At 51.3% G+C, this 12,278-nt stretch carries 13 protein-coding genes, 1 pseudogene and 1 riboswitch; all 14 genes and pseudogenes read right to left on the reverse strand.

Annotated features, from left to right (window positions below; all coding sequences use genetic code 11):
- Window positions 1-23: 23 nt before the first annotated feature.
- On the reverse strand, window positions 24-599 hold the full coding sequence (gene pth, locus GQS10_RS20435; RefSeq protein ID WP_166245722.1) for an aminoacyl-tRNA hydrolase: 576 nt from the start codon (window positions 597-599) through the stop codon (window positions 24-26).
- Between the two features lie 167 nt (window positions 600-766).
- A complete protein-coding gene (locus GQS10_RS20440) occupies window positions 767-1,414 on the reverse strand; it encodes a 50S ribosomal protein L25 (protein ID WP_166245724.1) in 648 nt (215 codons plus the stop codon).
- An 81-nt stretch (window positions 1,415-1,495) separates the two neighbouring features.
- Window positions 1,496-2,446: a ribose-phosphate diphosphokinase gene (locus GQS10_RS20445; RefSeq protein WP_166245726.1), complete on the reverse strand. Its 951-nt coding sequence runs from the start codon at window positions 2,444-2,446 to the stop codon at window positions 1,496-1,498.
- Window positions 2,447-2,489: 43 nt separating this feature from the next.
- Entirely contained in the window at window positions 2,490-3,881 is a 1,392-nt protein-coding gene (gene glmU, locus GQS10_RS20450) for a bifunctional UDP-N-acetylglucosamine diphosphorylase/glucosamine-1-phosphate N-acetyltransferase GlmU (protein WP_341805112.1), read from the reverse strand.
- Between the two features lie 103 nt (window positions 3,882-3,984).
- Window positions 3,985-4,269 carry a septation regulator SpoVG gene (gene spoVG, locus GQS10_RS20455; protein WP_166245728.1) on the reverse strand — a complete coding sequence of 95 codons (285 nt, stop codon included), beginning with the start codon at window positions 4,267-4,269 and terminating at the stop codon, window positions 3,985-3,987.
- A gap of 127 nt (window positions 4,270-4,396) precedes the next feature.
- The gene (locus GQS10_RS20460; RefSeq protein ID WP_166245730.1) at window positions 4,397-4,777 is read right to left on the reverse strand and encodes a RidA family protein; all 381 of its coding nucleotides are present in this window, start codon (window positions 4,775-4,777) and stop codon (window positions 4,397-4,399) included.
- 41 nt (window positions 4,778-4,818) lie between these two features.
- Window positions 4,819-5,643 (reverse strand): pur operon repressor, encoded by an 825-nt coding sequence (gene purR, locus GQS10_RS20465; RefSeq protein WP_166245732.1) that lies wholly within the window; start codon window positions 5,641-5,643, stop codon window positions 4,819-4,821.
- 138 nt (window positions 5,644-5,781) lie between these two features.
- Entirely contained in the window at window positions 5,782-6,636 is an 855-nt protein-coding gene (ispE, locus tag GQS10_RS20470) for a 4-(cytidine 5'-diphospho)-2-C-methyl-D-erythritol kinase (protein WP_166245734.1), read from the reverse strand.
- 682 nt (window positions 6,637-7,318) lie between these two features.
- Window positions 7,319-7,498, reverse strand: a pseudogene (locus GQS10_RS20475) (small, acid-soluble spore protein, alpha/beta type); the annotation flags it as partial.
- Window positions 7,499-7,628: 130 nt separating this feature from the next.
- Window positions 7,629-7,901, reverse strand: coding sequence for a biofilm formation stimulator Veg (gene veg / locus GQS10_RS20480; protein WP_166245736.1), 273 nt, complete (start codon window positions 7,899-7,901; stop codon window positions 7,629-7,631).
- A gap of 146 nt (window positions 7,902-8,047) precedes the next feature.
- Complete coding sequence (gene yabG, locus GQS10_RS20485; protein WP_166245738.1) at window positions 8,048-8,905, reverse strand: sporulation peptidase YabG; 858 nt, start codon at window positions 8,903-8,905, stop codon at window positions 8,048-8,050.
- Window positions 8,906-9,084: 179 nt separating this feature from the next.
- Window positions 9,085-9,975 (reverse strand): 16S rRNA (adenine(1518)-N(6)/adenine(1519)-N(6))-dimethyltransferase RsmA, encoded by an 891-nt coding sequence (gene rsmA / locus GQS10_RS20490; RefSeq protein WP_166245740.1) that lies wholly within the window; start codon window positions 9,973-9,975, stop codon window positions 9,085-9,087.
- Window positions 9,972-10,523 carry a ribonuclease M5 gene (gene rnmV / locus GQS10_RS20495; RefSeq protein ID WP_166245742.1) on the reverse strand — a complete coding sequence of 184 codons (552 nt, stop codon included), beginning with the start codon at window positions 10,521-10,523 and terminating at the stop codon, window positions 9,972-9,974. Before rnmV ends, rsmA begins: the two co-directional genes overlap by 4 nt.
- 130 nt (window positions 10,524-10,653) lie before the next feature.
- On the reverse strand, window positions 10,654-11,793 hold the full coding sequence (locus tag GQS10_RS20500) for a ubiquitin-like domain-containing protein (protein WP_166245744.1): 1,140 nt from the start codon (window positions 11,791-11,793) through the stop codon (window positions 10,654-10,656).
- 210 nt (window positions 11,794-12,003) lie between these two features.
- Window positions 12,004-12,186, reverse strand: a riboswitch (cyclic di-AMP (ydaO/yuaA leader).
- Window positions 12,187-12,278 lie beyond the last annotated feature (92 nt).

Below are 12,278 nucleotides of genomic sequence, written 5' to 3' on the forward strand. Positions count from 1 at the left end.
ACCCTCTAGTATGGCCCATTGCCTTATCCCTTCATTCCGTTCCCGTTAAATTTCGCCATCACTTTTTCGAATGGATCCGTCAAACAGGCGGAAACGGCATCGCAGGTCGCTTGGATCATATTCTCCAGCGCTTCTGCTTCTTCCTTTCGGAAGCTGGAAAGCACATAATGTGCAATGTCGACCCCTGCGGGCGGTCTGGAAATCCCCATCCGCACGCGGTTAAACGATTGCGTCCCCAAATGCTGAATCAAGGACTTAATTCCGTTATGGCCGCCTGCCGAGCCTTGATAGCGCAGCCGGATTTGACCCATCGCCGTATCCAAATCATCGTACAGAATAAGCATATCGGAAAGGTCGGCTTTATAAAAATCTTGAAACGCCCTCGCGCTTTCTCCCGACAGGTTCATGTACGTTATCGGCTTGATCAGCACGACCTTCTGCCCTTGTACCCGGCCTTCGCCCAACAGCGCCTTGCACTTGCTTTGAGACACATCAATGCCCCACTTCTCAGCCAGACGGTCAATCGCCATAAAGCCGACATTATGTCTGGTGGAGCGGTATTCATTGCCCGGATTGCCCAGGCCTATAATCCATTTCATATGAAACCTCTCGTTCCCTTGGCACTTTCCGAATCATTCCAATTATACTGTAACGGATTCCGAAGATCAAAACGAAAGAACCGGCCGCCCGAAGACGCCGGTTTCTTTCTATAGAGAACACCCTTAAGCGATATGCCCTGATTCCCACACCAAGGTTATTGTTACTCTTACTCGTCTGTTGCCGCCGTAGCCGCAACCACGCCAGCTTCATTCGCCTGCGCTTCCGCCGCATCCTTCTGTTCATCCGCTTTTGCTTCCGGCACTTCCTTCTGCTTCAGCAGAACCGTCGCGAGCAGCTCTTCCGGATTGGAGCGCAGCTCAATACCTGCCGGCAGCGCAACATCTTTCGCAAACAAGTGCTCCCCGATCTCCAAATTCGATACATCCGCTTGAATGGAATCCGGGATTTCACTCGGCAGGCAGCGGATTTCCAGCTCTTGATTCATCGCCTGCAAAATGCCGCCCTCCTGCACGCCCTTCGCCGTACCGACGAATTCGACACGGACGGACGCCTTCACCTGTTCATTCATGTTGACTTGGTACAAATCGATATGCAGCAGCTTATTCGTCACCTTTTCCCGCTGGATCTCGCCAAGCATTGCAGAATGAGTCTCGCTGCCGTTTACATTTAGCTCAAGCAAGCTGCTCGGGTTTGTGCGCAGCAGCTGGATTAATTCCTTTTCATCTACCATGATCAATGTATTCGGAACTTGCTTTCCGTATAATACTCCGGGTACTTTCCCGCTCGCACGAAGCTCCTTCAGCTCATGCTTCGTCGACGTTTCTCGACTTTCCGCTTCTACACGCAATGCCATCGAACAAAAAACCCCCTTAATTTCCTAGACATGATATCTTTACCATCATGCCCAGAACAGGGGGTTTCTAATCCATCAATCTTAATCCTCGAACAGGGTGCTGATCGAAAGCTCCTCGTGGACGCGGATAATCGCCTCACCCATCAGCTGTGCAACGGAGAGAGCAACGATTTTCGACGAAGGCTGCTCATGTGTCAGTTTAATCGTGTTCGTTACCACGACCTCCTGAATCGGCGCCTCATCCAAACGCTGCATCGCCGGACCGGAAAGCACCGGGTGCGTACAGCAGGCGTACACATCTTTTACTCCGGCTTTCTTCAACGCATAAGCGGCAAGTGTAATCGTTCCTGCCGTATCGATAATATCATCGATAAGAATGGCCGTCTTACCCGCTACTTCTCCGATAATATTCATGACCTCGCTCACGTTCGGCTCCGGACGGCGCTTGTCGATAATGGCAAGCGGCGCGCTTAAGTAATCCGCAAGCTTTCTGGCCCGGACGACACCACCGTGGTCCGGCGATACGACAACGACATCACTCAAATTTTTCTGCTCAAAGTAATGACCTAAGATCGGTACTCCAAGCAGGTGATCGACCGGAATGTCGAAGAAGCCCTGCAGCTGCGTAGCATGCAGATCCATCGCGATGACGCGATGCGCGCCGGCCGTCATAATTAAGTTTGCCACCAGCTTTGCTGTGATCGGATCGCGCGAACGCGCCTTCCGGTCTTGACGAGCATAGCCGTAGTAAGGAATAACGACGTTAATGCTCTTCGCCGAGGCCCGCTTAAGGGCATCGACCATAACGAGCAGTTCCATTAAATGCTCGTTTACCGGCGCAGACGTCGATTGAATGATATACACATCGGCGCCGCGCACACTTTCATTGACTCGTACTTGGATTTCCCCGTCGCTGAAGCGCAGTACGTCTGCGTCTCCGAGCGGTACACCAATATAATCTGCCAATTCCTTTGCAAGCTCAGGGTTCGCGTTACACGTAAACACTTTCAGCTTCGGGTCGCGGTAAGACATCGGTTATAGATCCCTCCAAAAAAGATTACGGTTGCTGCTTCGATTAGTTGTTCTTCTTCATTGCTGCGAATTTTTGACGTATCTTAACGGCGTAGCCCGTTTTGTTCGTTTGACGCTCTCTGGCAATGGCCAGATCGTCTTCCGGCACGTCTTTGTTAATCGTGGAGCCTGCCACAACGTAAGCTCCGCGTCCGACACGTACCGGAGCAATCAGGTTTACGTTGCTGCCGACGAACGCATCGTCGCCGATTTCGGTGATATGTTTATTAAAACCGTCGTAATTGACCGTGATTGCGCCACAGCCGATATTGACGTTTTTGCCAACCTTGGCGTCTCCCACATAAGAAAGATGGGACACCTTCGTACCTTCGTCAAGCACTGCATTCTTAATTTCGACAAAATCGCCGATTTTGACTCCTCTGCCAAGCTTTGCACCCGGACGCAAATAAGCAAACGGGCCAACCGTGCTTTCCGGCCCGACTTCCGCTTCGGATAACACAGATTGCTTAATGGAGACGCCGTCACCGATGACCGAATTTGTAATTTCCGTATTCGGTCCAATCACGCAGTCTTCACCGATAACAGTCTTGCCGCGTACAACGGTTCCCGGCCAAATGACCGTATCCGAGCCGATCTTAACGTCCGCTTCAATATAGGAAGAAGCCGGATCGATAAAGGTGACGCCCTCGACAAGCAGGCTGTGTACGATACGCTGACGCATAATCCGTTCTGCTTCCGCCAAAGCAACCCGATCGTTTACTCCGATCGTCTCTTCCGGCTGATCGGTGCAATAAGCTTGAACCGTTTCGCCTTCCTGCTTTAATATGCCGATCACATCGGTTAAATAATATTCCCCTTGGGCGTTCTGGTTGGTGACCTTCGCCAAAGCGGCAAAAAGCTTCGCGTTATCAAAGCAGTACGTTCCCGCATTGACCTCGCGAATACGCGTCTGCTCCGGCGTGCAATCCTTCTGCTCCACAATGCCCGTTACCGCTCCGGAGGCATCGCGAATGACCCGCCCGTATCCGTGCGGGTTGCCGAGCTCTGCGGAAAACAGCGTAGCTGCCGCTCCCGTCTCTTTATGCAGTGCGATCATAGCTTCCAGCGATTGCTTTGTAAAAAGCGGAGTGTCCCCGCATACGACCAGCGTAATCCCCTGTTCGCCGCCAAGAATATCTTCGGCCTGCTTTGCTGCATGGCCTGTTCCAAGCTGCTGCTCTTGCAGCACATATTGTCCGCGGTCTCCGAGATAGCTCTGTACCGCTTCGGCCCCGTGCCCTACGACAAAAACCTTCTTGCTAACGCCGATTGCGTCAAGCACATCCGCTACGTGGCCTACCATCGGCTTCCCGCAAACGGGGTGAAGCACCTTGTAAAGCTTCGACTTCATGCGCTTTCCTTGTCCGGCTGCCAGTACAATGGCCATTATGTTCACACTGGTTCCCTCCCGGTAAAGGCTTTCTCAGAGAATCTTAACTTACTTTACATAAAAAAGAAAGAGAGCCTGCTTGGCTCTCTGTGAACTTTCTTTGTTGATTTTACGCACCTTCTGAGATGATGTCTTCTTCGGCGGCAGCGCGATCATACTCCGCAAGAACTGCTGCTTGAATTTTTTCGCGCGTCGCGGAAGAGATCGGATGCGCGATATCGCGGAATTCACCGTCTGGCGTCCGCTTGCTCGGCATCGCCACAAACATGCCGTTGTTTCCATCAATAACCCGGATGTCGTGGACAACAAACTCGTTGTCGATTGTAATTGATGCGATCGCTTTCATTCTTCCTTCGGAATTAACACGACGCAATCTTACGTCTGTAATTTGCACCAAGATTCACCTGCCTCAATGTTGTTGGTTTTGGTATGTAATTCCACAAGTTTGGGCAAATTCCTTCTTTTTTTCCGGTAATTTGCAATCTTTTTTTCCGGAATTTATAAATTTAACTAATTTCGACCTATAACGCCACAATCAGTTCTATTTCGACAAGAACATCCTTCGGTAAACGCGCGACTTCCACCGTGGAACGAGCCGGCTTATGTTCGCCGAAGTAAGAAGCGTAGATTTCGTTGACTACTCCAAACTGGGTCATATCCTTCAGAAAAACCGTCGCTTTGATCACATCGCTGAGTGCAGCTCCGCTTCCGGCTAGAACTCCCTGCAGGTTTCGAAAAACTTGATGCGTCTGCTCCTCAATTCCGCCTTCAACCAGCACTCCTTCCGCCGTCAGCGGAATTTGACCGGATGTAAAAAGCAGATTCCCGAATTTTACTGCCTGCGAATACGGACCGATTGCCGCAGGCGCCGCTGTAGTCGAGATTAATTCTAGCTTAGACATGCAATTCCCTCCTAGGATGCAACAGCTGAAATAGCCATTATTTATTCGAAAAAGTTTCCTGGTTTAATAATGATCTGCTTCGTCTTCGGATCCACACCATGCACTTTAGCCAGCGAAACGTACTGGTCGACCAGCCGTTCCTCACCGTCCATTTCCCCAGCTTCCATAAGCACGCCGACACCGGCAACAGTCGCCTTGAATTCCTGAAGCAGGTCGATCATGCCGCGAATGGTTCCTCCGGCTTTCATAAAATCATCAATAATGAGCACCCGTGATTGCTCGGCCAGCGCTCTGCGGGGCAATGACATCGTTTGAATCCGCTTATTTGAGCCGGAGACATAGTTAATGCTTACTGCAGAGCCTTCCGTTACCTTGTTGTCACGGCGGACAACGACAACCGGCACATTCAGCTGTGCCGCAGTCGCGTAAGCAAGTGGAATCCCCTTCGTTTCCACCGTCATCACAACATCAAAATCACGCGCTGAAAAAATGGACGCGAACATTTTACCGATGTCATTAAGCAAACGAGGATCGCCCAGCATATCTGTCATATACAAGTAGCCCCCGGGCAAAATCCGTTCCGGCTGTTGTAAACGCTCGCACACACGAAGAATCGTTTCTAAAGCAGTATCCTTCGGAACCTTTGGGGTAAACTTCACGCCGCCGGCTGCCCCTGCAATCGTATGCAGCTCGCCGAGCCCCTCATCCTCGAACACTTCTTTAATGATCGTTAAATCCTCGCTAATGGAGGATTTGGCTGAACTATAACGTTCCGCAAACGTAGTTAACGGAATTAATGTATGGGGACGAAAAAGCAAGTATTGGGTCATTTCCACCAACCGTGCACTTCGTTTTAACTTCTTCATTGGTCTACACACTTCCCCCAGAATTCTGATGTCAACAAAGTTGACGCATCAAATCCGAATAATATAATCAGAATATAACATTAATATCCGTATTTTTGCAAGAAAAAGATGGCAATTGGCTGCCATCTTTGGTTATCGCTATGTTAAGAGCCGAACTGCATACACTTCTTTGCAAAACCCTCTCAAACCATTGTAGATTCGTGTCACCTTTGATTCCTTAAGCACAAGCCCGAATACGGTCGGTCCGCTCCCCGACATTAATACCCCATCGGCGCCAAGCCGAATAAAAGCATCTTTCAGCTGACGGACCTCAGGGTAGAGCTCCAGCGTTACATCTTCCAGAACATTGCCCATGGATCGGCAAAGCATGGCAAAATCATGCTCCCGAATGGCCTGCAGCAGCTGGGACGTCGGCGGATGATTTTTGATTTCATTCGCTCTCAGTTTTCCATAAACATCGGCGGTAGATACATTAATCGGCGGCTTCGCCAAGATGACCCAGCACTGCGGCGGAGCGCCGATCGGCTCAAGCTCCGTTCCTCTGCCGCGCGCAACTGCCGTTCCGCCCTTCACACAAAACGGAACGTCGGAGCCGAGCTCCGCTCCTAACGCTTGCAGCTCCTCCAGAGGAATATTCAGCTTCCAAAGCTTATTCAATCCGCGCAGCGTTGCCGCGGCATCACTGCTGCCCCCGGCAAGTCCGGCAGCAACCGGTATATGCTTGTCCAGGTGGATATATACACCCTTCTTTACTTCATATCGTTCTTTTATCAGCTTCGCAGCCTGAAAAGCCAAGTTTTTCTCATCAAGCGGTATGTATCCAACCTGGCTGGATATGATAATGGTGTCCCTCGGAAGCTCCTCCATCGAAAGCCTGTCTGCGAGATCAACCATCGTCATGACCATTTCAACTTCATGATACCCATCGCTGCGCTTTCGCAAAACATCCAGCGAGAGATTGATTTTTGCCGGCGCCTTCTCGTAAATTTTCACCGTGTTTCCCCTTTTCCTGCATGCCGCTTCAAATCGCCGTACTTACGCGGACCTGATCCCGCGAAAACTCTTTTTGTCATTATAACAAACAGACCCAGTAAATGTGAAATGTCCTTCAAAACACTGTGCTTTTCCTCAGTTGTTTACTTGTTTGCTGGTTGTATAAAAAGAACCGGACAACATGCGTCCGGCTCCCTGTGTTATATAATTATATTTTCGACTGCTGTTCAGCGGCGCCAGCCGTTCCGGCCGCTCCCGTCGGAATAAAGCCGTTTGGATTAACATATCCTTGACCCGCCCCGTACTGCCCCGGAGTCACGCTTTGCCCGTAAGGCATGGACACTGCTCGCGTGTTCATCGTCTGGCCACCGTACTGGTAGCCGGCATTCCGGCTGTCCGGCACACCCGCCGTATATGCTGCGGTGATGCCTTCCTGCTGCCGATAAGGAGATGGCGCCCCTGCGTACCCGGCACGTTGCTCGGAAGCGTTCATACCACTACGCGCATACGCGTTATAATTCGAATATCCTCCACCGGTGGTTCTGCCGCCCGTTTGCCCAACGCCAGTTCGTCCGCTATAAGCTGCTGCGGATGGATATCCGCCGGCAGTACCTGCCGTAGGTGCCGATGGCATAGGGTAAGCCGCCGCCCTTGGAGCTTCCTTCTGCGCTGCGGCGGGTGCTGCTTTCTGGCTCACCGCAGATTCTGCGATCTGGAGTGCGCGCTTGACCATATTACCGGCGTCTTTGGTCGTAATGCCGCCCCAGCCTTCCTTTTCCACTTTATCATAAAAGCCCAAATCCTTCGCTAATTCATATTTTAAGCCTTCCGACATGACTCCGCCTCTCCGTCTGCGACCCATCATCATCCCTCCAAAGGTTTGGTTTGGGAATTATTTTGCCGAATCGCACATTTTTCATACTGTTAAATACAGGATTCAGGCGTAAAAAAAGAAGCCTAGATCGTATCAGGCTTCAACATGATAGGTTAGCTTAATTCATGTAGCTAATCCGGACTTGTCCATCGTCATTGCATACGGTGACTTCCACGGACTCCGTTAATATATCTGCGTAGCTGTAAGATACGCGTTTAAAAGCATGCTGCTCTTGATCCAGTTTCACGATGAAAACAGAAGGGTAGGTTTCTTCCAAAACGCCGGTTCTTTGAATGGTCTTTCGCCGACCGCCGTTTGCTTTTAAAACGATCTTTTGCCCGACATGAGCTTCCAAACTGCGTTTGATTTCCAACAGCGCATTTTTAGCCATTGTCAACTACCACCTCTTTCCTACTACATTATAGCGGAAAAGAGGCGGTATGTCAAACAAGGGGAATTATTATATCAGCGGATCAAAGCTGTTGTCAACGAAATTTGCGCATTTGCAACGAAAATTTTGCCCATTTTGGTCCATTTTTACTTGTTTAACGGGACTTTGGGCATCCCAATCCGGTAGCTTCCGCGGGTTTCAATCCCGCCCAGCCCTTGAAAACCGCTCACTGTGTGCTGAACGACATCGTAAATGTTAACGGTATCCTTAATCGGGGTGTACGCCGATTTGATTGCAATAAATACAGGGTCCAGCGCATGAATCAGGACGCGGTTCGGAGAGCTTGCAAAATTCGCGCCCGCTTGCAGCAGCGCTTCAAAATGCGACTGGCAGGCGCCGGCAATGATCGTTAAAGCGTCGCGATTGCGCTCGTAATTACGGGCTATCCGAACGGCTTGCACAAAATGTCGCGAATTTTTATAGTTGTCGATATTTAGCCGGTTGCCGTCTCCCTGTTTGCGAAAGCTGTCATGTCCTGTAACGACAACGACATCAGGCTTGACGCGAGGAAGCAGGTGGCGAAGAGCTTCAGGAATTTCCGATTCGGCCACATGGCGACCTTCTGCAGGAACCTGCATTTCCCGGTAAAGCTTCAAGCTTTTTTGTAAGTAATGGGCATCCCCGTCCAAGTGCAGCACGGTGCCTGGCACTTCAAAATACGGCTGTCCGCCGTTAGCCTTACGAATAATTTCTTTATCTAAATTTTGCTGCAGCAGCCTGCGGCACTGTCGAATTTGCTCGGATGACCGCAGCAGCTTTTCGGATGCGCCCCGGTCCCAGCGGTCGGTATCGTCTTGAAACGGCTCTAAATCCTCCAGCGGAGCATCCGCCAGCAGCCGATAATCGACACCGCAAATGATCGCCCGATCCCCCTCGACAGCCAGCAGGCGGAACAACAAGTCATTTCCATATGATTTGCGGGTTACGTAATCGCCCGTTTTCATGTGCTACATCCCCTCCCTTCCTGTATCCTATGGCAGGGATGGGCGTTTGGTGCATATGCGTCAAACGAGCTTTTGCATGATCGAGGAGACAAAATGAAGGCTGGCTTTGTCCCGATTTCCCTAGAAATCGACTCAGCCAGCCTACCACTTGCACCTCACCGCTCGTGCGCTGCTTGCTCTTAGCTTCTACCTTCAGCAAGCGCCTGCTCGAGAGTCTCCGTCAGCCTCGCAAATTCCTGCAGGCTGAGCGTCTCGCCGCGACGGACAGGATCAATTCCTGCGGTCTGCAGCAGCTCCTTGACTCGCTCCTTCTCCATCCGTCCAGAGAAATGGCTCTGCAGGTTGTTCGAGATCGTCTTCCGCCGCTGGGCGAAGCAAGCCTGCACCACTTCAAAGAAGAAGCGTTCGTCCGACACCTGCACAGCCGGCGTCTCGCGACGCGTAAGCCGGATCACCGCCGAATCGACATTCGGCTGCGGAATAAACACCGTATGCGGGACGATCGTCACCAGACTCGTCTCGCAGTAATACTGCACGGCAACCGTCAGGCTGCCGTAATCCTTCGTGCCCGGCGCCGCCGCCATGCGTTCCGCCACTTCCTTCTGAATCATAACCACCATATGTTCAAACGGAAGCCCTTCTTCCAGCAGCTTCATTATAATCGGCGTCGTCACATAATAAGGGAGATTCGCGACCACACTCACCTTCTCGTACCCCTGGAAGTACTCCTTCCAAAGCTGGTGCAGGTCGTATTTCAGCACATCGCCGTGATATACCCGCACATTGGGATACGGCTCCAAAACCTCCTGCAGGATGGGCAGCAGCCGCGTATCGATTTCAATGGCAGCGACCTTGCCCGCTTCCTTAGCAAGCCGTTCGGTGAGAGCGCCGATGCCCGGGCCGATTTCCAATGCTCCCTTGCTTTCGTCGAGCTCAGCGGCCGCTGTTATCTTATGTAAGATGTTATTATCGATCAAAAAGTTTTGGCCCAAGCTTTTCTTAAACTGAAAGCCGTGCTTTCCGATGATTTCCTTGGTCCGTCGCGGCGTCGCGATCAGCATATCGCTCATGGTTGACCCTCCCCGTTATCCACTTGCCGTACCGCCCCCAAAAGCTCCTCACGGGTAATTTGCAGCGATACACAGCGCTTGTAAAATTGCTTCCCGTTCGCATAACCGATCCGCAGCAGCTTTCCGACCTCTTCCCGCCGTTTTGCCGCTTGCGGGTGGACGATAAGCCCCGCGTCAATCAGGTCGCTCCAGGTTACCTGCGGCTCGGCGTTCTCCATTTCCGAACGCACCTCGTCTAAGGCCCTTCGGATTACCTCTGGCGATGCATATTCCACACCAAGGTTCCGCTTCCCCTCGGCTTCTTCGCGCGTCAGGAACGCGTGCTTGCAGCCCTTCACCCGCGCGGCGACAATCTTGCGGATACGCTCGCCCGCATGATCCGGGTCGGTAAAGATAATAACGCCACGGCGCTTCTGTGCAATTTCAATGCGGCGCAGCACATCCTCGCCAATCGCCGAGCCTCCCGTTTCGATCGTATCGGCTTCTACGGCACGGCGAATCGCCACCGTATCCGCCTTGCCTTCGACGACGATCACTTCCTTGATCATCCCGCTCCCACTCCGTTCGCATATTCGCAAAAAAGAAGAGGTGCCGCAAGCAGCGCGCTTACAGCCATCCCTCTTCTTCCATGTATAATTTCATTCAATTGTATCAGTTTGCCCAATTCATCACAAATGATTAGTTCGTTGCGGGCTTCGTCGGTCCGATGACATATACGGTATACCCTTTTTTCATCCCGAAACGCGACGCATAATCCCCGCTATCAAAGTAAACATCAATATGATTCCCTTTTACAGCGCTGCCTTTATCCTCGGCACGGCGGAAGCCGATACCGTCAATATAGACCCACCAGCCCATCGGAATAACCTTCGGGTCAACTGCGATCGTCCGGCCCTCCGTTACCGTTGTACCGGAAAACGTCTTGCCGTATTGCGGATGACTCTCGTCCTTGCCCGTCGATTCTACCCCGGCCGAGTAAGCCGTTAGGGTTACATTTTTTAAAATTTGCTTATAACCGAAGGTCACGCCGCTTTTTGTCGCTTGATCAATGTTAGGCGACGATGAGCTCAGAACCACAACAGGGCTCTTCGTTCCGACTGCAACGACCTTGTTTACACTTTCAGACTGCACGGTTTCCTGCAGTACGTTTTGTGCGACGAGCACGCCGTCTTCATATACGTTCTCGATCTCTTTGACAAGCAGGCCTTCCTTGCCTTCCTGCACGACCTGTTCTTTGCCCTTGACCAGTTGAGTGTCTTTTTTCGTAACCGTTTGGAACGGAATCGTCTCTTGAAGCTGCTCCACCTTTTTTTCGACACGAACGACTTGAAGCGCAACTTTTTCAGTGATCGGTGCGTCTAAAGAAGGGAATACCTTATCAAGCTCACCCACCGTAATTCCGAGATCCGTTAACGCCTCTTGTACGGTTTTACCGACGGTATATTTTGTTTCTGTTTGACCGCCAACCGTTAACTCTACCGGAACGGCATGCGTAATCGTTACCGTATCCCCATTCGTAATTTCGTCTTCTGCCCCTTTGGAAATCCGATCATGCTCACTGAAGGCAATATTATGCTCTTTCAGTACTTCCGATACTTCCGAAAGCTCGGTATGGACGACGGTTTGCTGTCCGTCAACTACAATGGTGACCTTCTTTACGTCCGTATAAGACATCAAAATCAAAAACAGTGCAATCATCGCTCCGGCAATGCTGCCGGCTAACGCTAAACGACGGATTTGTTTCCGCTCCAAGCGCCATGCGAAGGTCCATCCGGATGATCGCGTTACATGGGTGTCCTCTGCTCGGATTTGGCCCACTTGCTCGGTCCTCCTTCATAGCCCCGCCTTTGCTGAATCTTCAGTGATGACGATTCGACGCGACTATCAAAATGTCAACCCTCCCCAACTTCACGTCTGCCCAGCCGCCGTCTTTCTATGCAAATAAGCATAAAAAGCCGACGACAAGAGGAACTCTTATCGCGGCTTTCTCACGTTTAGCACATGATGAAAGAAACTGAATGCCCGATGACGTTGCCTCTCTAACGCTTACGAGGTTAGCTGTCGGATTCGGACGTGAGAGTTGCCCTATCCGCCCTTGCGCCGTATTAGATCGGCGTGTAGCGGAATTCACCCCTAGAATGCAGACGGCAGTGCCGGAGCATTCAATGCGGTTCCCCCGTTTCCCTTACGGAAACTCAGCGAGATTGGAAGATGCTGCATATGAAGTTGTTGAAGCTTTATGCTCTGTATCATACTCGCTGGCTGGTATTGTTGTAAAGGGGACGAAAGGCTCCAAATTTGTT

Origin of the sequence: Paenibacillus turpanensis (assembly GCF_011421635.1) — a bacterium.
Lineage (GTDB): Bacteria > Bacillota > Bacilli > Paenibacillales > YIM-B00363 > Paenibacillus_AK > Paenibacillus_AK turpanensis.